Annotated in this window: 18 protein-coding genes and 1 pseudogene; 12 read left to right on the top strand and 7 right to left on the bottom strand. The window is 73.3% G+C overall.

Annotated features, from left to right (window positions below; all coding sequences use genetic code 11):
* Window positions 1–249 precede the first annotated feature (249 nt).
* Window positions 250–1,605: an SWIM zinc finger family protein gene (locus tag AB0950_RS02345; RefSeq protein ID WP_366777607.1), complete on the bottom strand. Its 1,356-nt coding sequence runs from the start codon at window positions 1,603–1,605 to the stop codon at window positions 250–252.
* A gap of 132 nt (window positions 1,606–1,737) precedes the next feature.
* Between AB0950_RS02345 and AB0950_RS02340 the strand changes: the two genes are divergently transcribed.
* The 7 genes from AB0950_RS02340 (at window position 1,738) to sucD (ending at window position 11,013) form a co-directional block, all read left to right on the top strand.
* A complete protein-coding gene (locus AB0950_RS02340) occupies window positions 1,738–2,856 on the top strand; it encodes an AAA family ATPase (RefSeq protein WP_366777606.1) in 1,119 nt (372 codons plus the stop codon).
* Window positions 2,853–5,516, top strand: coding sequence for a DUF5682 family protein (locus AB0950_RS02335; RefSeq protein WP_366777605.1), 2,664 nt, complete (start codon window positions 2,853–2,855; stop codon window positions 5,514–5,516). Before AB0950_RS02340 ends, AB0950_RS02335 begins: the two co-directional genes overlap by 4 nt.
* Window positions 5,513–6,691 carry a VWA domain-containing protein gene (locus tag AB0950_RS02330; protein ID WP_366777604.1) on the top strand — a complete coding sequence of 393 codons (1,179 nt, stop codon included), beginning with the start codon at window positions 5,513–5,515 and terminating at the stop codon, window positions 6,689–6,691. The genes AB0950_RS02335 and AB0950_RS02330 overlap by 4 nt, the downstream gene beginning before the upstream one ends.
* 117 nt (window positions 6,692–6,808) lie before the next feature.
* On the top strand, window positions 6,809–7,810 hold the full coding sequence (locus AB0950_RS02325; protein ID WP_366777603.1) for a hypothetical protein: 1,002 nt from the start codon (window positions 6,809–6,811) through the stop codon (window positions 7,808–7,810).
* Window positions 7,811–8,002: 192 nt separating this feature from the next.
* Window positions 8,003–8,497 (top strand): hypothetical protein, encoded by a 495-nt coding sequence (locus AB0950_RS02320; RefSeq protein ID WP_366777602.1) that lies wholly within the window; start codon window positions 8,003–8,005, stop codon window positions 8,495–8,497.
* 425 nt (window positions 8,498–8,922) lie between these two features.
* Window positions 8,923–10,101: an ADP-forming succinate--CoA ligase subunit beta gene (sucC, locus tag AB0950_RS02315; protein ID WP_360149338.1), complete on the top strand. Its 1,179-nt coding sequence runs from the start codon at window positions 8,923–8,925 to the stop codon at window positions 10,099–10,101.
* Between the two features lie 27 nt (window positions 10,102–10,128).
* Entirely contained in the window at window positions 10,129–11,013 is an 885-nt protein-coding gene (gene sucD / locus AB0950_RS02310; protein ID WP_360149335.1) for a succinate--CoA ligase subunit alpha, read from the top strand.
* 220 nt (window positions 11,014–11,233) lie between these two features.
* Here sucD and AB0950_RS02305 read toward each other — a convergent pair.
* A pseudogene (locus AB0950_RS02305) lies at window positions 11,234–12,025 on the bottom strand (RNA polymerase subunit sigma-70); the annotation flags it as partial.
* A 253-nt stretch (window positions 12,026–12,278) separates the two neighbouring features.
* Here AB0950_RS02305 and AB0950_RS02300 point away from each other — a divergent pair.
* Complete coding sequence (locus AB0950_RS02300) at window positions 12,279–14,165, top strand: DUF6350 family protein (protein WP_366777601.1); 1,887 nt, start codon at window positions 12,279–12,281, stop codon at window positions 14,163–14,165.
* A gap of 33 nt (window positions 14,166–14,198) precedes the next feature.
* Here the strand turns inward: AB0950_RS02300 and AB0950_RS02295 are convergent, their stop codons facing one another.
* Window positions 14,199–15,155 carry a hypothetical protein gene (locus AB0950_RS02295; protein ID WP_360574605.1) on the bottom strand — a complete coding sequence of 319 codons (957 nt, stop codon included), beginning with the start codon at window positions 15,153–15,155 and terminating at the stop codon, window positions 14,199–14,201.
* A 305-nt stretch (window positions 15,156–15,460) separates the two neighbouring features.
* On the opposite strand from AB0950_RS02295, the gene purN reads away from it, so the two are divergent.
* Together purN and purH are read left to right on the top strand one after the other, a co-directional pair.
* Entirely contained in the window at window positions 15,461–16,099 is a 639-nt protein-coding gene (purN, locus tag AB0950_RS02290) for a phosphoribosylglycinamide formyltransferase (RefSeq protein ID WP_360149323.1), read from the top strand.
* A complete protein-coding gene (gene purH, locus AB0950_RS02285; RefSeq protein ID WP_360574603.1) occupies window positions 16,096–17,664 on the top strand; it encodes a bifunctional phosphoribosylaminoimidazolecarboxamide formyltransferase/IMP cyclohydrolase in 1,569 nt (522 codons plus the stop codon). The genes purN and purH overlap by 4 nt, the downstream gene beginning before the upstream one ends.
* A 96-nt stretch (window positions 17,665–17,760) precedes the next feature.
* Here purH and AB0950_RS02280 read toward each other — a convergent pair whose 3' ends face one another.
* The 4 genes from AB0950_RS02280 to AB0950_RS02265 form a co-directional block, all read right to left on the bottom strand.
* A complete protein-coding gene (locus tag AB0950_RS02280) occupies window positions 17,761–18,240 on the bottom strand; it encodes a hypothetical protein (RefSeq protein ID WP_360574602.1) in 480 nt (159 codons plus the stop codon).
* Window positions 18,241–18,365: 125 nt separating this feature from the next.
* Window positions 18,366–19,898, bottom strand: coding sequence for a protein kinase (locus tag AB0950_RS02275; RefSeq protein ID WP_360149317.1), 1,533 nt, complete (start codon window positions 19,896–19,898; stop codon window positions 18,366–18,368).
* A complete protein-coding gene (locus tag AB0950_RS02270; protein WP_366777600.1) occupies window positions 19,895–20,653 on the bottom strand; it encodes an FHA domain-containing protein in 759 nt (252 codons plus the stop codon). The genes AB0950_RS02275 and AB0950_RS02270 overlap by 4 nt, the downstream gene beginning before the upstream one ends.
* Before the next feature lie 149 nt (window positions 20,654–20,802).
* Entirely contained in the window at window positions 20,803–21,405 is a 603-nt protein-coding gene (locus AB0950_RS02265; RefSeq protein ID WP_360149311.1) for an RDD family protein, read from the bottom strand.
* 252 nt (window positions 21,406–21,657) lie between these two features.
* Here AB0950_RS02265 and AB0950_RS02260 point away from each other — a divergent pair, with 252 nt between their 5' ends.
* Window positions 21,658–22,512, top strand: coding sequence for a bifunctional methylenetetrahydrofolate dehydrogenase/methenyltetrahydrofolate cyclohydrolase (locus tag AB0950_RS02260; protein ID WP_360149308.1), 855 nt, complete (start codon window positions 21,658–21,660; stop codon window positions 22,510–22,512).
* Window positions 22,502–22,966, top strand: coding sequence for a DUF3017 domain-containing protein (locus AB0950_RS02255; RefSeq protein ID WP_360149305.1), 465 nt, complete (start codon window positions 22,502–22,504; stop codon window positions 22,964–22,966). Before AB0950_RS02260 ends, AB0950_RS02255 begins: the two co-directional genes overlap by 11 nt.
* Window positions 22,967–23,043: the final 77 nt, after the last annotated feature.

Below are 23,043 nucleotides of genomic sequence, written 5' to 3'. Positions count from 1 at the left end.
CTCGTTCGGCGGTAGAGCGGTCGTCTTCCTTGTGCGTGTCCGAAGGGTGCAGGTGCTGTCGTTCGGGGTAGAGCGGTCGCTTCCCGTGTGTGTCCGAGGGGAGGCTCCGGTGCTGCTCGTTCGGCGGCAGAGCGGTCGCCTTCCTTGTGCGTGTCCGAAGCGTGCCGGTGCTGTCGTTCGGGGGCAGACCGGTCGTCTTCCCTGCGTGTGTCCGAGGGCTGCCGGTGCTGCCCCTTCGCGGCAGAGCGGTCAGCACAGGGGCACCGGATCGCCCGGGCCCTCCGGCCAGGCCGTGAGCGGGGTGAAGCCGCGGTGGCCGCACTCGCCGAAGACCTTGAGCGGGGCGCCGCCGGACAGGGCGACCAGCCGCCACAGGCCGGGGCGGGAGCGGGCGGCCCGGGTCAGCGGCAGGGCGGAGTCCGTGTCGGCGTCGGCCAGCTGCCACAGGTCGCCGTCCGGGACCGGTATCACCCGGTCCAGCGTCACCGGGACCGACTCCAGCCAGGGGTCGTCACGCAGGGCCGCGCCGTAGCGGGCCGCCGCCTCGGCCGTGCTCGTGCCCGGTGGGCGGAACGCGGCCGGCGCGGGCGGGGCGAACCGCTCACCCAGCGCGGAGCGGGACTGACCGCTGCCCGGATAGGCGGACAGCTCCGCGTCCAGGGCCAATCCGACCGACAGGTGCAGCTCCGGAGCCCGGCCGGCCGCGCCATAGGAGAGCAGCAGCCGGGTGTGGCCCGAGGCGGCGCCGTGCAGCCATATCCGGCGGGTCGTCAGTTTCGCGTCCACCGTGTCGTACTGGGCGAGGACCAGCCAGCGGTCGCGCACCGGCGCGCCGTCCGCCGCAGCGGGCAGGCCCAGCCGGGAGCGGACCGTGGCCGCGAGGGCGTCCGACAGCTGCGCGCGGCGCAACCAGCCCTGGTCGAGCAGGTGCAGCAGGGCGCACTCCTCCAGCAGCCGGCCCGGCCAGCCCGCACCGGATGCCGGGATAGCACCCAACTCCCTCACGCGCGCGGCGAGTCCGGGCGCCTGCGCGTCGACCATGCGGGCCGCCGTCTCGTCCCACAGGCCGTACCCCGCCTGCTCGGCCGCGGCCAGCCCGCCGCGCAGCAGGTCAGCAAGGCGCTGCTCCAGCTCGGTAGCGCCCGCGGTGACCCGCTCGGCCCGGCGCTCGGCCCGCCGCCGCGCCGCCTCCGGATCGGCCGACCCGCCCCCCGAACCCCCGTCGCCACTGGCCTGCTTGGCCTCGGTGCGTCTGCGTCTGCCCGCCAGCCACTGCTCGGCCCACTCCGGCGGCTCGGCGGACGCCGGCACCGGGCCGTCACCGCCCGCCCACAGCAGAAGCAGTCCGAGCGCGTGCTTGCACGGGAACTTACGGCTCGGGCAACTGCACTTGTACGCCGGGCCGGCCGGGTCGGCGAGATCGACCACCGTCTGGTACGGCCTGCTGCCGCTGCCCTTGCACAGCCCCCACACCGTCCCCTCTCCGCTGCCGGCCTCGGACCACGGCCCGGCCGTGCCGAGCTTGCCTCCCGCTGTGCGTGACGCGGCGTCAGGCGCCAGTGACAGCACCTGTTCCGCGGTCCAGCGCACCCCCTGCTCAGTCATGCCTCCGACGGTAGGTCCCACCACTGACAATCCGTCCGGTGCGGGCGTTTGTGCAGGTCAGAGCGATTGTCAGTGGCGTGGTGCACGGTGGATGCCAGATCCGAACCGGCCGAGCTGGAGGGGGCCTCAGCCATGACCGTGTCCATGGACGCCACGTCCGTCGAACAGAACAGCAACGCCTTGCGGCCGCACGCCGAGCACGCCTTCGCCGACGAACTCGCCGCGCTCGTCGCGCAGGACGACCGGCCGCGCCCGGCGCGATGGAAGCTGTCGCCGTGGGCGGTGGCGACGTACCTGCTCGGCGGCACCCTGCCTGACGGCACGGTGATCACACCGAAATACGTGGGTCCGCGCCGGATCATCGAGGTCGCCGTCACGACGCTCGCCACCGACCGCGCCCTGCTCCTGCTCGGCGTGCCCGGCACCGCCAAGACCTGGGTGTCGGAGCATCTGGCGGCCGCGGTCAGCGGCGACTCCACCCTGCTGGTTCAGGGCACGGCCGGCACGCCGGAGGAGGCCATCCGCTACGGCTGGAACTACGCGCAGCTGCTGGCGCACGGACCGAGCCGGAACGCCCTCGTGCCCAGCCCCGTCATGCGCGCCATGGCGGAGGGCATGACGGCCCGCGTCGAGGAACTGACGCGTATCCCGGCCGACGTGCAGGACACGCTGATCACGATCCTTTCCGAGAAGACCCTGCCGATCCCCGAGTTGGGCCAGGAAGTGCAGGCGGTGCGCGGGTTCAACCTGATCGCCACCGCCAACGACCGGGACAGAGGGGTCAACGACCTCTCCAGCGCCCTCCGCCGCCGCTTCAACACCGTGGTGCTGCCGCTGCCGGAGAGCGCCGACGCCGAGGTCGACATCGTCACCCGGCGGGTCGACCAGATCGGCCGCTCCCTCGACCTGCCGACCGCGCCCGACGGCATCGAGGAGATCCGCCGGGTCGTGACCGTCTTCCGCGAGCTGCGCGACGGCGTCACCGCCGACGGCCGCACCAAACTGAAATCGCCGAGCGGCACGCTCTCCACGGCCGAGGCGATCTCCGTGGTCACCAACGGGCTCGCCCTGTCCACGCACTTCGGCGACGGCGTGCTGCGGCCGGGCGACGTCGCCGCCGGCATCCTCGGCGCCGTCGTGCGCGATCCGGCATCCGACCGGGTCGTCTGGCAGGAGTACCTGGAGACCGTCGTCCGCGAGCGCGAGGGCTGGACGGACTTCTACCGCGCGTGCCGGGAGGTCGGCGCATGACCGACGACAGCCACCGGCCGAAGGCCTACGACTCCGGGCCGCTCCTGCTGGGCGTGCGGCACCACGGACCCGGCTCCGCCCGAGCGGTGCGCGGCGCCCTGGACTCCGCCCGGCCCGCCGCCGTCCTCATCGAGGGGCCGCCCGAGGCGGACGCGCTGATCCCGCTCGCCGCCGACCCCGGCCTGCGGCCCCCGGTCGCCCTCCTCGCCCATGCCGTGGACGAGCCGGGCCGCTCGGCGTTCTGGCCGTTCGCCGAGTTCAGCCCCGAATGGGTGGCGATCCGCTGGGCCGTGGAACACGGCGTCCCGGCCCGCTTCATCGACCTTCCGGCCACTCACACGCTGGCCTGGGAGCCGGAGGACGCCGAGGGCGGGTTCCCCGGCGACCCCGCCCGGCCCGCCGGACCCGCAGCCCAGGGGACGGAGCCGCAGCACGCCGACGCCGGCCGGGAGGGCGAGGAGAGCGGGGAGGCCGGCGCCGGGCGGAAGGGCGAGGACCGTGGGAAGGCCGGTGTCGGACGGGAGGGCGACGCCGACTGGGACGCCGACGCCGACCGGGGCACCGACGACGGCCGGGGAGCCGGCGAGCAGGTGCGGGTCGACCCGCTGGCCGTGCTCGCCGAGACCGCCGGGTACGACGATCCCGAACGCTGGTGGGAGGACGTCGTCGAGCACCGGGGCCCGGGCGAGCGGGACCCCTTCGCCCCCTTCGCAGCCCTGGAAGAGGCCATGGGCGCGCTCCGCGAGCGGTACGGCGCCGGCGGGCACTCCCGGGACCTGGTCCGCGAGGCCCACATGCGGCTCAGGCTGCGGGCCGCGCTCAAGGAGTTCGGCGACGAGGTGGCCGTCGTCTGCGGAGCCTGGCACGTGCCCGCGCTGCGCGAGAGGACCACCGTCACCGCCGACCGGGCACTGCTGAAGGGGCTGCCCAAGGTCAAGGCCGACCTGACCTGGGTGCCGTGGACGCACCGCAGGCTCGCCCGGTCCAGCGGGTACGGCGCGGGCATCGACTCGCCGGGCTGGTACGGCCATCTGTTCCACGCCCCCGACCGGCCGGTCGAGCGGTGGCTGACCAAGGTGGCGCGGCTGCTCCGGGAGGAGGACCGGATCGTGTCCTCCGCCCATGTCATCGAGGCCGTCCGGCTCGCCGACACCCTGGCGGCGCTGCGCGGCCGACCGCTGCCGGGGCTGAGCGAGACCACCGACGCCGTGCGCGCGGTGATGGGCGACGGCTCGGACGTGCCGCTGGCGCTGGTGCACGACCGGCTGGTGGTCGGGGACGTCCTCGGCGAGGTCCCGGAGTCGGCTCCCGCGGTGCCGCTCCAGCGCGACCTGGCCCGGCAGCAGCGCTCGCTGCGGCTCAAACCCGAGGCGCTGGAGCGGGAGTTGGAGCTGGACCTGCGCGGCGAGACCGACGCCGGCCGCAGCAGGCTGCTGCACCGGCTCCGGCTGCTCGGCGTCGGCTGGGGCGAGCCCGCGCGGTCACGGGGGAGCACGGGCACGTTCCGGGAGACCTGGCGGCTGCGCTGGGAGCCGGAGCTGTCGGTACGGGTAGCGGAGGCGGGGGTGTGGGGGACGACCGTGCTGGGCGCGGCGCAGGCGAAGGCCGAGGCGGACGCGACGGCCGCGGGCACCCTCGCCGACGTCACCGCCCTCGCCGAGCAGTGCCTGCTCGCCGGGCTGCCGGACGCCCTGCCCGTGGTCATGCGGGTCCTCGCCGACCGGGCCGCGCTCGACACCGACGTCGGCCATCTCGCCCGGGCCCTGCCCGCCCTGGTCCGCGCCCTGCGCTACGGCGACGTGCGCGGCACCGACACCGGCGCGCTGGCCGGCGTCGCCGCGGGCCTCGCCGAACGCGTCTTCGTCGGCCTGCCCCCGGCCTGCACCGCGCTCGACACGGACGCGGCGCAGGAGATGCGCGCCCATGTGGACGCCGTGCACACGGCGGTGAGCCTGCTGACGGAGACCCCTGCTGAAGCACACGGCGGCGCGGGACAGGGCAGAGGAACGGGGGCGGGCGCCGGTGCCGGTGCGGAGGGTGCGGACGGTCTCTTCGGCCCCGGAGCCGGGGCAGTTGCCGGTGGTGCCGTTCGCGGTGCCGGGCGAGGGGGCCTGCGGGACCGTTGGCGGGGAGTGCTGCGGACCTTGTCGTTGCGCGACACCGTGCCCGGTGTGCTGCGAGGGCGCGCGGTGCGGTTGCTGTTGGACGACGGTGAGTTGGGGTGCGAGGAGGCGGCGCGGCTGATGGGGCTGGCGCTGTCGCCGGGGACACCGCCCGCCGACGCGGCCGCCTGGATCGAGGGGTTCGTCGGCGGCGGGGGCGGGCTGCTGCTGGTGCACGACGAGCGGCTGCTCGGGCTGGTGGACAACTGGCTGACCGGGGTGTCGGCGGAGGCGTTCACCGACGTACTGCCGCTGCTGCGCCGCACGTTCGCGGCGTACGACCCGGGGGTGCGCAGAACGCTCGGTGAACTGGTCCGGCGCGGGCCCGCGTTCCGGGCGTCCGGCGGGGCAGCTCACGGCGCGGTCACACCCGGCTTCGCCACCGAACCGGACGCCGAACGCGCCGACTCCGTACTCCCGGTACTGCGCCTGCTGCTCGGACTGGAGGACCTGGTGGCTGTGATCGATGACGACAGGCGTGCGGGGGTGGGGGCATGACGGATGAGGTGAGGGTGGTGGGCGGCGTCGACACGGCGGCGGAGCGGCTGCGGCGGTGGCGGCTGGTGCTCGGCGGGGACCAGGCCGACGGCACCGGATGCGCGCTGTCCGGCAGGGACGCGTCGATGGACGGCACGCTCGCCGCGCTCTACGGCAGGAGCGACAAGTCGCAGGCAGGACGGGACCGTTCGGCGGGGCTCGGCGCCTCCGCGCCGTCCGTGGCGCGCTGGCTCGGGGACATACGCACCTACTTCCCGTCCTCCGTGGTCCAGGTCATGCAGCGCGACGCCATCGACCGGCTCGGCCTGGCCTCCCTGCTGCTGGAACCGGAGATGCTGGAAGCGGTGGAAGCGGACGTTCATCTGGTCGGCACGCTGCTCTCGCTGAACAAGGCGATGCCGGAGACGACGAGGGAGACGGCACGGGCGGTCGTGCGCAAGGTCGTCGACGACCTGGAGAAGCGGCTCGCGAACCGCACCCGGGCCACCCTCACCGGCGCCCTCGACCGCAGCGCGCGGATCGCCCGCCCCCGCCACCACGACATCGACTGGAACCGCACCATCGCGGTCAACCTCAAGCACTACCTGCCCGAGTACCGCACGGTCGTGCCCGAACGGCTCATCGGATACGGGCGGGCCGCGCGGTCCGTGAAGAAGGAGGTCGTGCTCTGCATCGACCAGTCGGGGTCGATGGCGGCGTCCGTGGTCTACGCGTCCGTGTTCGGCGCGGTCCTCGCCTCCATGCGGTCGATCAGCACCCGGCTGGTCGTCTTCGACACGGCGGTCGTCGACCTCACCGACCAGCTCGACGACCCTGTCGACGTTCTCTTCGGCACCCAACTGGGCGGCGGCACGGACATCAACCGGGCGCTGGCGTACTGCCAGTCGCAGATCACCCGGCCCGCCGAGACCGTGGTGGTGCTGATCAGCGACCTCTACGAGGGCGGCATCCGTGACGAGATGCTCAAGCGGGTGGCCGCGATGAAGGCGTCCGGAGTGCAGTTCGTGGCGCTGCTCGCCCTGTCGGACGAGGGCGCGCCGGCGTACGACCGGGAGCACGCGGCCGCGCTCGCCGCGCTGGGCGCACCCGCCTTCGCCTGTACGCCCGACCTGTTCCCCGAGGTCATGGCGGCGGCACTGGAGAAGCGACCGCTGCCGATACCGGACACGGCGTGACTCCGGCCATGAAAGAGGAGAGAAAGGGGACATGATTACCCATCGGTAACAGCGGGCTTGCGCGGCCTTGGGCGGCCCGTGCGAGGATCGGCGGAGCCCGTGTCGTACCGAGCCAGGATGTCCAGCTTCTTGATCTCCCCAGCAGCCCTCCTCGGCACCTCCGTGCGCGTGCTGCGTACGGCGGCCGGGCGACGTGCGCTCCAACTGGTGCTGCTGGTCGGCGGACTGTTCACGCTGGGTTTCCTCTGCGGCGAGCAGGCACACGCGGCCGACGGAACCCCGCTTCCGGCGCAGATGACTTCGGCCGCGGGACGTCCCGGGCCGAGCGGACACGCGGACCCGGCGCGGGCGGCACAGGTCGTCCGCGCGGCAGGGGCGGAACAGGCCGTACATGGCGCGGGTGCGGCGCAGGTCGTACATGCCGTACCTGCGGTGCAGGGGGTACCGGCGGTGCCGCCGGTGCGGACGGTCAGCGAGCCGCTCGCCGGTCCTGTCGTCCGCAGGGTCGGCGTAAAGGCAGCCATCCCCGTGCAGGCCGTCAGCTCGGTGCGCGACTCGGTGCGCGACGTGCTCACCGCCGTCTCCCGGGCCGTCGAGGAGACGGCCGGACGGGCCGTCTCCGGGCAGCCCCGGACCACCGCGCCCTCGCTGCCCCTGCCCGACCTCGCTCCCGTCACGGACGTGCCCGTCCAGGTGACACCGGAGCCGATGTCCGCGCCGCCCAGCAGGCAGCGGGACGTGGGCGCGGCGGTGTCCGGTCCGGCTGAGGAGAGGGGGCGGCACGCCGGTGCCGGGGGTCGTGCGGCCGTCGGCGCACCGGCATCGGCCGTGGTGTACGGCCCGGGCGGCGCGGAGGTGCCGCAGCCGGTGGCATACATCGGCGCGCGGTACAGCGCAGCCGCCGCGGCGGCTGTCCCCGAGCGACCCGTGCCCACCGGGGACCCGGACGGCGTGCTGGGCAAGCCGGCCGCCGACGGCAGCGCGTCCCGGCACGGGGACGCGCATGCGGTGACCCTCGGCGACCGGGCGTCCGTGCGGCTCGCGCCCGGCGCCACCGCGCGCGTCGACGCGCCCCGCCCCCGGGAACGGCACCGGGACATCCTGGTCTTCCCCGGCTAGGCAGCAGGGCCGGCCCCACCACGCCCTGTCGTGCGGGGCGGCACAGGCCCGCCGGCCGCCGGCACACCTCGCTGAGCTGGGTTCACGCCATCCGCGTCCACGTGATCAGCGCCCAGCGGGTTCCGGACGGCCCCACCTGCTTCCGCCGACTCCAGCCGTTTCCGGCGTTCTTCCAAGGACTTGACGCACGCAATGAACAAGAACATCCGTCGTTCGATCGTGATAGCCGCCGGTGTGACCGCGCAGTCCACCGCCTTCACGGCTGGCGTAACCCCCCGGACCGACACCTTCGCGGACGGCGTGACCACGCAGACCACCGCCTTCGCGGACGGCGTGACCACCCCGACCGACGCTTTCGCGGACGGCGTGGCCACCCAGACGCCCCCCTTCGCCCAGGGCCTCGCCGCGCAGGTACCGCCCTTCGCCGCCGGAGTCACCGATGCGGGCGGGCCGGTCGGTCAGGGGGCCGGGGGCTTGGCGTACGGCCTCGGCGGGACGGTCCGGGACGCCGGTGTTCCGCTCGCCGGGCACGCCGTGGGCGGGGGCGAGGGGGTCGGCCGTGCAGCCGTACCGGCGTACCTCCACGAGGCGCACCAGGACGTCCGTCTGGACGTACCCGCGGACCACCGCTACGACCACGCCTACGGCGTGCAGGACCCCGCGCAGGGCATGCGATACCAGGGCTGAACGCCCCCAACCGCTCCGCGGGGTGTCCGGACCCGGATGGCCGAATGCCGTCGGCGCGTCCGGCCGGGGCCCCGCGGCACGGGCGGGTGGTCCCCATTGGGGTGGGGATCAACCGCCCCGGCCCCGGATCCACCGGGGCCGCCCCAGAGGCCTCACCGGGTCAACCCCAGCCCGGTGAGGCCTCGCACACCACCCCTTTGCGGCACGCCGTGCCAGCAAAACCGGCATCATGTGACAGGTATCACCGCTCGGGTGTGACCCTCGATTTAGGGAGGTCCCGCAAGCGGCGATAACCTGCGAGACGGACATGCCGCGCGCTCGGACACCGTGTGCGCCTCCCTTGTGACAAGCGGACGTCACGTTGCCCTTCGCGGCACGCCCACGCATCCAACGAACCGCGAGATCACTGATAGGGACGGAAGCGCGTGGACCTGTTCGAGTACCAGGCGAGGGACCTCTTCGCCAAGCACGATGTACCGGTGCTGGCCGGTGAAGTCATCGACACGCCTGAGGCGGCGCGCGAGATCACCGAGCGTCTGGGCGGCAAGTCCGTCGTCAAGGCGCAGGTGAAGGTCGGTGGCCGCGGTAAGGCCGGTGGCGTGAAGCTGGCCGCCAGCCCGGACGAGGCCGTCGCCCGCGCGACCGACATCCTCGGCATGGACATCAAGGGCCACACGGTCCACAAGGTCATGATCGCGGAGACGGCCCCCGAGATCCTCGAGGAGTACTACGTCTCCTTCCTCCTCGACCGTGCCAACCGCACCTTCCTCTCCATCGCCTCCGTCGAGGGCGGCATGGAGATCGAGGAGGTCGCGGCCACCCGCCCCGAGGCCGTCGCGAAGATCGCGATCGACGCCATCGACGGTGTGGACAAGGCCAAGGCGCAGGAGATCGTGGCCGCCGCCAAGTTCCCGGCCGAGGTCGCGGACAAGGTCGCCGACGTCCTGGTGAGGCTGTGGGACACCTTCATCAAGGAGGACGCCCTCCTCGTCGAGGTCAACCCGCTGGCCAAGGTCGCCTCCGGCGACGTCATCGCCCTCGACGGCAAGGTGTCGCTCGACGACAACGCCGAGTTCCGCCACCCCGAGTTCGAGGCGCTCCACGACAAGGCCGCGGCCAACCCGCTCGAGGCCGCCGCCAAGGAGAAGAACCTCAACTACGTCAAGCTCGACGGCGAGGTCGGCATCATCGGCAACGGCGCCGGTCTCGTCATGAGCACCCTGGACGTCGTCGCGTACGCCGGTGAGAAGCACGGTGGCGTCAAGCCCGCCAACTTCCTGGACATCGGCGGCGGCGCCTCCGCCCAGGTGATGGCGAACGGCCTGGAGATCATCCTGGGCGACCCGGACGTCAAGTCCGTCTTCGTGAACGTCTTCGGTGGCATCACCGCCTGCGACGAGGTCGCCAACGGCATCGTGCAGGCCCTGAAGCTGCTGGAGGACCGCGGCGAGAAGGTCGAGAAGCCGCTCGTCGTCCGCCTCGACGGCAACAACGCCGAGCTGGGCCGGAAGATCCTCACGGACGCCAACCACCCGCTGGTTCAGCGCGTCGACACCATGGACGGCGCGGCCGACAAGGCCGCCGAGCTGGCCGCCGCCAAGTAAGCACGAGGACGAGGACTCAACACCACCATGGCTATCTGGCTCAACAAGGACAGCAAGGTCATCGTCCAGGGCATGACCGGCGCCACCGGCATGAAGCACACCAAGCTCATGCTCGGTGACGGCACGAACGTCGTGGGCGGCGTGAACCCGCGCAAGGCGGGTCAGACCGTGGACTTCGACGGCACCGAGGTACCCGTCTTCGGCACCGTCAAGGAGGCCATCGAGAAGACCGGCGCCAACGTCTCCGTCATCTTCGTGCCGGAGAAGTTCACCAAGGACGCGGTCGTCGAGGCCATCGACGCCGAGATCCCGCTGGCCGTCGTCATCACCGAGGGCATCGCCGTGCACGACTCGGCGTCCTTCTGGGCGTACGCCGGCAAGAAGGGCAACAAGACCCGCATCATCGGCCCGAACTGCCCCGGCATCATCACCCCGGGCCAGTCGAACGTCGGCATCATCCCGGGCGACATCACCAAGCCGGGCCGCATCGGCCTGGTCTCGAAGTCCGGCACGCTGACGTACCAGATGATGTACGAGCTGCGTGACATCGGCTTCTCCACGGCCGTCGGCATCGGTGGCGACCCGATCATCGGCACCACGCACATCGACGCCCTCGCCGCGTTCCAGGACGACCCCGAGACCGAGCTGATCGTGATGATCGGTGAGATCGGCGGTGACGCCGAGGAGCGTGCGGCCGCGTTCATCAAGGAGAACGTGACCAAGCCGGTCGTCGGCTACGTCGCGGGCTTCACCGCGCCCGAGGGCAAGACCATGGGTCACGCCGGCGCCATCGTCTCCGGCTCCTCCGGCACCGCACAGGCCAAGAAGGAGGCCCTGGAGGCCGCGGGCGTCAAGGTCGGCAAGACCCCGACCGAGACGGCGAAGCTCGCCCGCGAGATCCTGGGCGGCTGAGCTCCCTGACACCGCTCGGCTTCTGAACCGACGCCCGGCAGGCCCGTTTCCCTCGGTGGGGACGGGCCTGCCGCCGTTCGACCCCGGCGGCACCGAGCCGCCCTCAAGGGGGCGCGAGCGACCACGACGGTCCGCGGTCGGGTACGGCCAGTAGGCGTACGGCGAGTTGCCGCCACCTTCCGGGAAGTCTCCGGCCCTTACGGCGAACTCCCGGCTCCGCTCACCGCGGCTCCGGTTCCAGTCTCTCCGGGCCCCTCGCCGCCGCGCGCCGCAATGCCACCTCCACCGCCTGTTCCCGAGGGGACAACGGCCCCAGCACTCCGGGCGACGGCACCCCCTGAACCGCCTGCGCCGGGGCGATCGGCGCCTCGTAGTGGGTCGGCGCCGTCTGCAGCGTGAGCGTCGTCGCGCCGGCGACCGCCGCCGTGAGGGCGAGCGCCGCCCGCGCCCAGAACAGGCTTCGCCGCTCGCCCTCGCGACGCACGGGCTCGGCCTCGGCCGCGCGCAGCCGCTCGGCCGAGGCGAGCACCAGCAGCCGACGGTGCAGCTCGGCGGGGTCGGCCAGTTCCGGCAGCCGCGCGGCCAGCGCCTCGCGGGCGTGGGCCAGCCGGTTCGCGGTGGCCGGCGAGCCGGCCTCCGTCTCCGCCGCGGTCTCCGGCAGACCGAGGCCCACGCCGTCGTACAGGACGACCGTGCGCCGGTACGACGGCGGCAGCTCCAGCAGGGCCTGCAGCAGCGCCCGGTCGGCCGGGTCGGCGGGCGGCGGTTCCGGACGCCGGTACCGGGGCCGGAGGCGGTGCCAGGGCGAGAGCGCGCAGTCGTGCGCCGCCGCCCGCACCCAGCCGCCCGGATCCCGGTCCCGGGCCACCTCGGGCCAGCGCTGCCAGGCCAGCTGGAAGGCCCGCGCCACGGCCTCCCGGGCCAGTTCCCGGCGCCCGGTGAGCAGATAGGTCTGGCGGACCAGGGCGGGGGCGCAGAAGGCGTACAGCGCGTCGAAGGCCTGAACGGGCGTCCGCGCGCCGCAGCCCGTCTTCTCCTCCAACCGCCCCCCAACCGCCCCCGGCCCAACTCCGGCCGCCCCATGCTCCGCCGGCCCGGCCGCCGCCTCTCCAGCCCCCGCCGGTCCGGACTGAGCCCGCGTCAGAGGCCGGGCCCGGCCTGGGCGTCGGCGTTCGCCCTTCCGTGGGAAATGGAACATAAAAGTATATTGAGCGACACTTCGGAGGTTCGCCCGTTACCACGGGATATCGCGTGTCATTGGGAGCATGGCGTGCGTGATCCTCAAGACCGCTCGCCGACCGTCGCTGTCACCTCTGCTGACCCGGATGCGGGACCGCGAGCCCGGACTGGCCGCGAGCCTGCTGGGCGGTGCCGTCGCGGCCGGGCTCGGGTTCGGCTCGTTCGCCGTGCTCGTGATGGTGCTGTGGGTCAGCTCGCCGTATCCCGACAGCGGCCCCAGCGGCGCGCTGCACATCGCCGCCGCGCTGTGGCTGCTGGCCCACGGCGTCGAACTCCTGCGCACCGACACGCTCACCGGCACACCCATGCCGGTCGGGGTGACCCCGCTGCTGCTGATGCTGCTGCCGGTGTGGCTGGTGTACCGGGCGGCCCGGGTCGCGGTGGACGCGCCCGAGGACGCCGACGGCCCGCCGCCCGTGCCGGCGCAGACGGCGTGCACGGGCGTCGTCCTCGGCTACCTCGGCGTCGGCTGCGCGATCGCGCTGTACTGCTCGGGCGGCGAACTGCGGCCCCAGTGGCTCTGGGTGACAGCCTGTCTGCCGCTGGTCGCGACCGGCGCGGCGGCGGCCGGGGTGTGGGCGGCGTACGGCTGTCCGCGCGAGCCGGTGCTCGGCGCGCTCGCGGTCCTGCCGGGGCAGGTGCGGCGGGTGGTGTTCGGCGAGGACGAACGCGCCCGGCTCGGTACGGCCGTACGGGCCGGCGGGGCCGCCGTGGCGGTGCTCCTCGGCGGCGGGGCGCTGGTGCTCGCGGTGTCGCTGGTGTGGCACGGCGGCGCGGCGCGGGCGTCCTTCCTCCAGCTGACGGAGGGGTGGACGGGACGGTTCGCCGTGCTGCTGCTCGGCGTCGCGCTGATCCCCAACGCGGCGGTCTGGGCGGCGTCCTACGGCCTCGGCCCCGGCTTCTTCCTCGGCGCGGGGCACCTGGTGAACCCACTCGCCTCCGATCCGGCCCCGCTGCTGCCGCCGTTCCCGCTGCTGGCGGCGGTGCCGGACGCGGGCGCCGGGACACCGCCGAACTGGGCGGCGGGGCTGGTGCCGGTGGTGGCCGGGGTGACGGCGGGGTGGTTCGTGGCGCGGGGCGCGGTCAAGCGGCCGGCGCCGGGCGCGCCGGCGTCGGCCCGCTGGTCCGCCGCCCGCACCGCCGGGGTCATGCTGCTGACGGCCACGCTCTGCGCGGCGGCCTTCGCCCTGCTCGCCTGCATGGCGGGCGGCCCACTGGGCGTGTCGGCGCTGGCCCGCTTCGGGCCGGTGTGGTGGCAGGCAGGGGGAGCGGTGGGGGCCTGGACGGCACTGCCCGGCATGCCGGTGGCGCTGACCGTACGGGTGTGGCGCCTGTGGAGGCTGCGGAAACCGGGTGGGGACATCCCCTCGCAGGGGGCGCGGACGGGGGCGGCGGGCGCCGGGAACCCCAAGGACCACGGGAAGGCCGGTGACCCGGCGACGGCCAAGGACGCGGCGAAGGCCAAGAACCCCACGAAGGCGGACGGCGCGGCGAAGGCGGAGAACAAGGCGGAGCCCGAGGGCGACACCGAGCCCGCGGACCCGGGCGAGGCCGAGGAGGCGGGTCGGGCGGCCGACGGGACCGGCAAGGCCAAGGCCACGCACACGGACAACGGCACACAGGCCAAGGGCACGCAGGGCAAGGGCACGCAGCCGGGCAGCGGCAAGGAAGCGGACGCGGGCAGGGTCTCCACCGCCCGGCCGCAGACCATGACCGAGGACGACGAGTCGTACGACGTCCTCCCGACCGACGACGCGTTCCCCTCGGACTGGCACGACGACCTGGCCCGCGCCTCACGCTGGGCGGCCCTACGGGAGGCCGCGGCCCCACCAGAGCCGCCGGCCCCCAGGGCGGGCCCCGACCGCACCGAGCCCTCGCCGGACGCCCCGGAACCCCCTGACACGGCCGGCTGACCGCCCGCAAGGCCACTACGGCGCCCGTGGGCCTCAGCTGTTCCCGGTGCCCAGAACCCCGCGCAGCTCCTGCGGCAGCAGCCGGTCGCAGGACTGTTTGGCCTCGTGGGTGAGGGCGTCGTTCACGCAGGTGTAGTAGTCGCGGTAGACGAACTGGACCGTGAAGGTCGAGGCCACCAGGACCAGGGCCAGACCCGCGGTGACCAGCCCGCTGACCGCCGCCGTCACCTGGGGCCGGGCGGGGGTCGCCCCCGGCGCGGGCGCCGGGGTGTCCGGGTCGGACCGGCGCGGCTTGGCGCGCAGGGCGCTGGCGCCCCAGTACACGGCCAGCACGCCCAGCAGGAGGGCTACGTACGGCCAGCTGAACAGGGCGAAGAAGACGGCCCACATGCCGGACAGCAGGGCGTAGCGCGCGCGGCGCTGGGCGGGGTCGGTCGGGTCCCAGCGCATGCCGGAGCCGGCCGGTCCGCCGGGGCCGCCCTGCGGACCGCCGCCGGGCCGCTCACCGAGGCCACCGGGCCGCTCGCCGAAGCCGCCCGGGGAGCGGCCGGGCTGACGGTCGCTCCACTGGTTGCCCCACGGGGAGCCGCCGTGTCCTTGTCCGGAACCCTGCGAGCCCTGTGAGCCCTCGGGGTGGCGGGGCCGCCACGGCTGGTCCGGCGCGCCCTCGGGCGGCGGTGCGAAGGGATTGTCGTCCTGAGACCCACCGGACCCACCGGAACCCGGACGCCCACCAGGACCGCCAGGCCCACCGGAACCACCCTGTCCGCCATGCCCACCGGGACCGCCATGCCCGCCCGGGCCCCCGTGCCCACCCTGCCCGGCACCCGGACCCGTCTGTCCACCCTGCCCGGCATCGCCCTGCGCCCCCGCACCCGCCCCTGCCTCCGACGGCGGCGCGGGGCGCTCTCGCAGCAGCGCTGAGCCGCGCTCGCCTCCCTGGGACGGAGTCGGAGGGAACGTGCGGAGTCGCAGGCTGCGATCGGGCATCAAAAGAGCGTCTTCCCCTAGGCGAATACGGCTGTGAACACGGCAGTCCGATATGGGCTCCACCCCGACAACGTGTCGTACCACCACCGCGTTCCCGAGGCCGCCCTCCGTGATTCCCTCCCGAACGCTACCTTCCGGCCACGCCCCCGTCCCGTGGGGGTCTTCCCGTGTGCCGGTATCGTTGCTGACGGTCGGCCGCTTCGTAGACTTCCCTGTATCGAGGGGCGCGAAGCATTCGTATGAATGTACAAAGCGAGGTGCAAAGCGCCGGCCGGTACCGTCGCCACCCGAGAAAGGGCCCCACAGTGGCCGCCACCCCCGCTGGCCCAGCGGTCAAGCGCCTCGTCGTGCTGGTCTCCGGATCCGGCACCAACCTGCAGGCGCTCCTGGACGAGATCGAGCGCACCGGAGCCGAGGAGTACGGCGCCCGGATCGTCGCCGTAGGGGCCGACCGAGAGGGCGTCGAGGGACTCGCCCGCGCCGAGCGGGCCGGGCTGCCGACCTTCGTCCGCAAGGTCAAGGACTACGACAGCAGGGACGCGTGGGACGCCGCCCTCGCCGAGGCCGTGGCCGGGTACGAGCCCGACCTCGTCGTCTCCGCCGGGTTCATGAAGATCGTGGGCAAGGAGTTCCTCGCGCGCTTCGGCGGGCGGTTCGTGAACACCCACCCCGCCCTGCTCCCCAGTTTTCCCGGAGCCCACGGCGTCCGTGACGCGCTCGCGTACGGCGCCAAGGTCACCGGCTGCACCGTCCACTTCGTCGACGACGGCGTCGACACCGGCCCGATCATCGCCCAGGGCGTGGTCGAGGTCCGGGACGAGGACGACGAGAGCGCGCTGCACGAGCGCATCAAGGAAGTCGAGCGAAGGCTGCTCGTCGAGGTCGTGGGGCGGCTCGCCCGCAACGGCTATCGCATTGAGGGACGAAAGGTAGTTATCCAGTGACCGCCACCGCCGAGAGCAACAAGCGGCCGATTCGCCGGGCGCTCGTCAGCGTCTACGACAAGACCGGGCTCGAAGACCTCGCGCGCGGGCTGCACGAGGCCGGCGTGGAGCTGGTCTCCACCGGGTCCACGGCCGGCCGGATCGCCGCCGCCGGCGTCCCCGTCACCAAGGTCGAGGAGCTGACCGGCTTCCCCGAGTGCCTGGACGGCCGGGTGAAGACCCTGCACCCGAGGGTGCACGCCGGCATCCTCGCCGACCTGCGCCTTGACAGCCACCGCGAGCAGCTGGCCGAGCTGGGCGTGGAGCCGTTCGACCTCGTCGTCGTCAACCTCTACCCCTTCCGCGAGACCGTCGCCTCGGGCGCGAGCGACGACGAGTGCGTGGAGCAGATCGACATCGGCGGCCCGTCGATGGTCCGCGCCGCCGCCAAGAACCACCCCTCCGTGGCCGTGGTCACCAGCCCCGAGCGGTACGCCGACGTGCTCGCGGCCGTGAAGGACGGCGGCTTCGACCTGGCCGCACGCAAGCGCCTGGCCGCCGAGGCCTTCCGGCACACCGCCGCCTACGACGTGGCCGTGGCCTCCTGGTTCGCCTCCTCCTACGCGCCCGTCGACGAGTCGGGCTTCCCCGACTTCCTGGGCGCCACCTACGAGCGCAAGAACACCCTGCGCTACGGCGAGAACCCGCACCAGGGCGCCGCGCTGTACGTGGACGGCACCGGCGGTCTCGCCGAGGCCGAGCAGCTGCACGGCAAGGAGATGTCGTACAACAACTACACGGACACGGACGCCGCGCGCCGTGCCGCGTACGACCACGACGAGCCCTGCGTCGCGATCATCAAGCACGCCAACCCCTGCGGTATCGCGGTCGGTTCGGACGTCGCGGAGGCGCACCGCAAGGCGCACGCCTGCGATCCGGTCTCCGCGTACGGCGGTGTCATCGCCGTCAACCGGCCGGTCAGCAAGGAGATGGCCGAGCAGGTCGCGGAGATCTTCACCGAGGTCATCGTCGCCCCGGACTACGAGGAGGGGGCCCTGGAGGCCCTCACCAAGAAGAAGAACATCCGCGTCCTGAAGGCCCCGGGCGCGCCCTGCAACCGGGTCGAGGCCAAGCAGGTCGACGGCGGTGTCCTGCTGCAGGTCACCGACCGCCTCCAGGCCGACGGCGACGACCCGGCCAACTGGACGCTGGCCAGCGGCGAGGCCCTGAGCGAGGACGAGCTGAAGGAGCTGGCCTTCGCCTGGAAGGCGTGCCGGGCCGTCAAGTCCAACGCCATCCTGCTCGCCAAGGACGGCGCCTCGGTCGGTGTCGGCATGGGCCAGGTCAACCGCGTCGACTCCTGCAAGCTGGCCGTCGAGCGGGCGGGCGAGGAGCGCGCCCGGGGCTCCTACGCGGCCTCCGACGCCTTCTTCCCCTTCCCGGACGGCCCGGAGATCCTCATCGGCGCCGGTGTCCGGGCGATCGTCCAGCCGGGCGGTTCGATCCGTGACGAGCAGGTCGTCGAGGCCGCACAGAAGGCGGGCGTGACCATGTACTTCACGGGCACCCGCCACTTCTTCCACTGATCACCCGCCCGCAGGGCGAATGACCAGTGCCCGCAGGCGAAGCGACGGCCTCCGGCCCTCCCCCGAGGGAGCCGGAGGCCGTCGCGCTGTTGCGGGTCAGCAGGGGCGCAGCGACCAGATCGGGTCCCAGGTCGCGGTGCCGGCGTCGTAGGCCGTCGAGGTCCAGCGCACGCTGCCGTCCCGGTTGTAGAAGCGGGCGACCGTGCCCGGCGTCTGGTTGTTGGTGTAGGGGCCGTCGCCGGTCCAGTTGGACACGGTCCAGGTCTGGCACTTGTAGAAGTCGAACTTGGTGCCCCGGACGATCATGCAGAGGTGGCCGTAGGCGCAGTCCAGGTCCTTCCTGGCGGCGAGCTTCGGGGCCTTGGTCAGGGTGAGGCCGTCGTAGCGGACCTGGTCGGCGGAGACGGAGAGCGGCTTCGGGTGGCCCGCGAGGACCTGGTCGGCCACCTGCTGGACGCCGGTGACCCGGGTGCCGTCCGGCACGGCGGCGGTCGCCGCGACCGTGGAGCCGGCGAGCAGGGCGGTGGCCGCGACGAGCAGCGCGGCGGGCTTGACGATGTTCACGTGTTCCCCCATGTGAACGAAGGTGTCGGTCGCTCCGCCACGACGCCGTCGCCTTCCCGGCCTTGACCGGCGTTCCCGGCGGAGTGGTCCCACCGTCCCAGCCGTACCCTCGCGCCGGTACCTCGGAAGTCTCAGGGTCACTTCGTTCCCGGCGGCGTGTACTCCTTGAGGTAGTGGGCGACACGGGCGCAGTAGGCGCGGTACTTCGGGGGAATGCCGCCCGTGGCGTTCACTTTCGAGTACGACGTCCGGTAGGCGGCGGCGATCAGGATCCGCTTGTCGCCGGGCAGGCCGGGCTTCAGCCGGGCGTCCATGAAGCACAGGTAGCGGCCCATGGCCGGGATGGAGACGGAGGGCGACAGCGGTGGCGTGGGGGTCGCGGACGCGGGTACGCCGTTGTCCTGGATCCACCAGCGCAGCACGGACGGGGTCCAGCGGGCGATGCCGTACTCCTGGTTCTCGGGGTCGGAGAGGTCCGGGTCGAAGTTGCTCTCCGCCTTCAGCATCGCGGCGATGAGCGCGGGGCTGACCTCGGGCTGGGAGCAGCCGTGCGCGGCGTCGACGATGAGCTTGCGGTAGGCGGCCGGGACGCCCTTGTCGGTGCGCAGTTCCAAGGCGCCGTACGAGGCCAGGGCCTTGTCGTCCGTGCCGCCGGTGTCGGGCCACGCGCCGATGCCGTACCCGAGGGCCGTCACGGCGGCGATCGTCAGCGCCGCGCCCGCGACGAGCGTCCGCCGGCGTCTGCGCCGCGGAAACAGCCGGGGCAGGCGCGGCGGGCGGCCCGTGCCGGCGGCCGCCTCCACCCGGCGCAGCAGCTCCTCGGTGCCGACGCGCGCCTCGTGCGTGCGGGCCAGGCAGTCCCGCACGATCTCCCGCCAGCAGTCCGGGAGTCCGGGGGAGAGGCGTAGTTCGTCGGTGCCGCGCGCGTAGGCGGCGGCCGCGTCCCGGCGGGCCGTCGGGGTGGCGCCGGACAGCGGGAAGGAGTCGGTGAGGACGAGATGGGCGAGCACGCCGAAGGCCCAGACGTCGGCGGACGGGCGGATGCGGCGGCCGCGTTCGCCGATCTCCGACCAGAGCAGCTCGGGCGGGGTGTAGTCGGGGGTGGAGAAGGCGGGGGTGTAGGCGTGGGTGCCCTCGAGTTCGGCGGCCATGTTGAAGTCGGCGAGCCGGGCCGAACCGTCCGCCATCAGCAGCACGTTGGCCGGTTTCAGGTCCCCGTGCACCCAGCCCGCCCGGTGCAGTTGGGCCAGCCCCTCGCAGATCTGGGCGAGCAGGGCGGGCCCGGCCTCGGGGCGGGGCGCGGCGGCGAGCAGCGCCGCCAGGGAACTCCCGGCCCGCTCCAGCACCAGCACGGTGGCGCCGTCGAGTTCGGGGCGGTCCGGGTCGTCGACGACGAGGGACTCGTACATCCGGATCAGCCGCGGCCGGCTCAGCCTGCGGTGCAGGCCGACCTCGCGCTCGATGAGGTCGCGCAGATGGGCCAGCTGGCGCGGAGTGCCGGTGCCGGTGGGCAGGAACTTCAGCGCCGCGGTCTCCGGCAGCTGCCCGGAGTCGTGGGTGCGCCGGCCCGCGTACACGCTGCCGAAGGCGCCGGTCGCGATCGGCTCGCGCACCTCCCAGACGCCGACCCGGTAGCCCCGGGGCACCGGCACGGCGTACGGCTCGGTCACCGGGCCGCCCGGCTCGCGGACCCGGACGCGGACCCGGACAGCACGAGCAGGTCGTCCTCCCGTACGAGGTCGAAGCGGAGCGCCAGGGACACCAGGGACTCCTTCTTGCCGTTGAGGCGCGGACCGGTCTCCGCGGTCTCCGGGCCGGGCTTGAGCCGCAGCTTCACGGCGAGGTAGTCGATGTTCCACTGCACCGAGGCGCGCGAGGCGGCCGGCCAGGCGGGGCGGAGCCGGTCGACGACCTGGTCGACGGTGGGCAGCGGGGCGTGCGGGTCGCCGCGCAGCCGGGGTTCGCACAGGGCGGCCAGGACGGCGAAGTACCGCTTGGTGCGGTCGACGGAGAAGGCGGGCGCGGTGGTGTCGCCGTCCGGTCCGGCGCCCCCGCGCAGATAGTCGTGGCGCGGCGCCCACACCTCGACGGTCAGCAGGTCCCCGGCGGCGGGCAGCACGATCCGGGAGAACTCGAACGGGATGGGCGCGTCCAGCCGGCCGGGGCCGACCTTGATGTGCTCGCCGGCGCCCTCGGGGTTCTCCACGACGTACGTCTGCCGGGCGGAGAGGTTGCTCAGTATCCAGAACGCGCCCTGCGCGCAGAGTTCACCGGCCCGGCGGGAGACCCCGTCGTGCGGGATCGTCAGACCGTTCTCCGGCGCCCGCCCGAAGCTGAGGCGTTCACCGGGGGCGAGCCGGATCTGCGCGGTGCGGTCCTGTCGGTCCTCCGTGGTCGGCGGAGGTACGACGATGATGCTGTACAAGGTGCCTCTCCCCGTGCCTGACGGCCCCCCGGGCCTAAGCGGCCACCGCAGTCAGGTTAGGGGGACACACCGGGGCCGTGCCTCCCCTGGACGGGTGAGACACGGCCCTCGGTGGTGAATTGGCGCGAACTGTGCTGTCGCGCGTGCGCTCACTGGTCCTTGACGACGATCGAGCCGCACACCTTGTCGGCGAACGTCTGCCGCTTGGCGTCCCACGCCGGCCACAGGTAACCGAGGTAGCAGGGCAGGCCGTCCAGGAAGTGGGCCAGCTGCCGCACGAACGCCATGCCGCCGCCGAGCGGCTGACCGGTGTCCTCCTTGAGCGTGCGGGTGCCGATCGCCTTCTTGCCGATGGTCTGGCCGGTCTTCCCCTCCTGGATCACCTGGTAGACGAAGAGGCCGATCAGGCCGAGGAAGCCGATGACCGACAGGATCGGCGTGGCCTTGGCGCCGAGGATGATCACGCCGTACGGCACCGCGAACAGGATGGTGTCGATCAGCCTGCTGAGGAAGCGCTGCCCCCAGTTCGCGTACGTCGGCTGCATGCCGTAACCGGGGTAACCGGGGTATCCGGCCTGCTGGGGGAACCCGGGGTATCCGGCCTGCGGCGCCTGCGGGTAGCCGTAGCCCTGCTGCGGCGGCACGCCGGGCTGCTGCGGGGAGCCGTAACCGGGCTGGCCCTGCTGCGGGTAGCCGTAGGGCTGCTGGGGATCCTGGGGCTGGCCGTAGGGGTTGGGTGAGCCGAAACTCATGGCGGATTTCCTCCGTTGCTCTGCGGGGACGACGCGGAAGGAGCGGAGGAACATCAGGATCTGAGCGGTTTGCCCCCCAACCAGACCGCGGTACTGCGTCGCTCATCGTCACGGTAAAGGCCGAATCTTGTCCAGTTGGCGGCGTGAGCTGTTGTGCAAGTGCAACATCCTTGATCACGCGGCGGCGGTGACGAGAGGGCGTCCGGCCACCCGGATTGGAACCGGGAGGCGGTCATCCGCGAGGATGGGGGTATGACCGCCCAGATTCTCGATGGCAAGGCCACCGCAGCCGCGATCAAGTCCGATCTGACCGCCCGCGTGGCGGCGCTGAAGGAGAAGGGCGTCACGCCCGGCCTCGGCACGATCCTGGTCGGGGACGACCCCGGCAGCCAGAAGTACGTCGCCGGCAAGCACCGCGACTGCGCGCAGGTCGGCATCGCCTCCATCCAGCGCGAGCTGCCCGCCACCGCCACCCAGGAGGAGATCGAGGCGGTCGTCCGGGAGCTGAACGAGGACCCGTCCTGCACCGGCTACATCGTCCAGCTGCCGCTGCCCAAGGGCATCGACGAGAACCGCATCCTGGAGCTGATGGACCCGGCCAAGGACGCCGACGGCCTGCACCCGATGAACCTCGGCCGGCTCGTGCTGAACGAGCCCGCGCCGCTGCCCTGCACCCCGAACGGCATCCTGTCCCTGCTGCGCGCCCACGGCGTGGAGATCAAGGGCGCCGAGGTCGTCGTGGTCGGCCGCGGCGTGACCATCGGCCGTCCGATGCCGCTGCTGCTCACCCGGCGCAGCGAGAACGCCACCGTGACCCAGTGCCACACCGGCACCCGCGACCTGTCCGCCCACCTCAAGCGCGCCGACATCATCATCGCGGCGGCCGGCTCCCCGCACCTGATCCGCGCCGAGGACGTCAAGCCGGGCGCCGCCGTCCTGGACGTCGGCGTCTCCCGCAACGCCGAGGGCAAGATCGTCGGTGACGTCCACCCGGACGTCACCGAGGTGGCCGGCTGGATCTCCCCGAACCCCGGCGGCGTGGGCCCGATGACCCGGGCACAGCTGCTGGTCAACGTGGTCGAGGCGGCGGAGCGCAGTGCCGGCTGAGGGAGCCCCCGCGGGGGCGTTCACCCGCGGTACGCACGGCGCCGGGGAGCGGCCGGAGCGGACCAGCCGCCGCTTTCCGCGGATCACCAGGGACACGGCGCGGCCGGAGGGCGGCGGCCGGGCCGCCTCCGGTGACGCCCCGGCCCCGGCGCGGCAGTGGCCGCTGCTGGTGGTGCTCATCGGGGTGGCGGCCGGCCTGCTGCTGACCGCCCTCGACCTGTTCCGCGCCGGCATCCTGCTGGCGGGCGCCGCCCTGCTGGCCGGCGCCGTGCTGCGCTGGACACTGCCGAGCGTCGGCATGCTCGCTGTCCGCTCCCGCTTCACGGACATCGCCACCTACGGCATCCTCGGCCTCGCGATCGTCCTGCTCGCGATGATGGCCCAGCCGAATCCGTGGCTGCAGATCCCGTTCCTGAAGGATCTCCTGCACGTCACGCTCAGCAACAGCAGATAGCGCACGCCCGGCCGCGACAAGCAGCGACAAGCGGCGCCGGGAAAGAGAACGGCACGCCGCCGGTGGCCCGCGCCTCC

Origin of the sequence: Streptomyces sp. NPDC007189 (assembly GCF_040703635.1) — a bacterium.
GTDB lineage: Bacteria > Actinomycetota > Actinomycetes > Streptomycetales > Streptomycetaceae > Streptomyces.
This window is presented reverse-complemented; position numbering and strand designations above follow the sequence as displayed.

Coding starts and splice junctions, on each gene's coding strand:
- AB0950_RS02260 (WP_360149308.1), top strand. CDS start 21,658: ATGACCGCCCAGATTCTCGATGGCAAGGCCACCGCAGCCGCGATCAAG.
- sucD (WP_360149335.1), top strand. CDS start 10,129: ATGGCTATCTGGCTCAACAAGGACAGCAAGGTCATCGTCCAGGGCATG.
- AB0950_RS02330 (WP_366777604.1), top strand. CDS start 5,513: ATGACGGATGAGGTGAGGGTGGTGGGCGGCGTCGACACGGCGGCGGAG.
- AB0950_RS02335 (WP_366777605.1), top strand. CDS start 2,853: ATGACCGACGACAGCCACCGGCCGAAGGCCTACGACTCCGGGCCGCTC.
- AB0950_RS02325 (WP_366777603.1), top strand. CDS start 6,809: ATGTCCAGCTTCTTGATCTCCCCAGCAGCCCTCCTCGGCACCTCCGTG.
- AB0950_RS02295 (WP_360574605.1), bottom strand. CDS start 15,155: ATGCCCGATCGCAGCCTGCGACTCCGCACGTTCCCTCCGACTCCGTCC.
- AB0950_RS02345 (WP_366777607.1), bottom strand. CDS start 1,605: ATGACTGAGCAGGGGGTGCGCTGGACCGCGGAACAGGTGCTGTCACTG.
- AB0950_RS02340 (WP_366777606.1), top strand. CDS start 1,738: ATGACCGTGTCCATGGACGCCACGTCCGTCGAACAGAACAGCAACGCC.
- AB0950_RS02265 (WP_360149311.1), bottom strand. CDS start 21,405: ATGAGTTTCGGCTCACCCAACCCCTACGGCCAGCCCCAGGATCCCCAG.
- AB0950_RS02300 (WP_366777601.1), top strand. CDS start 12,279: ATGGCGTGCGTGATCCTCAAGACCGCTCGCCGACCGTCGCTGTCACCT.
- AB0950_RS02320 (WP_366777602.1), top strand. CDS start 8,003: ATGAACAAGAACATCCGTCGTTCGATCGTGATAGCCGCCGGTGTGACC.
- AB0950_RS02280 (WP_360574602.1), bottom strand. CDS start 18,240: ATGGGGGAACACGTGAACATCGTCAAGCCCGCCGCGCTGCTCGTCGCG.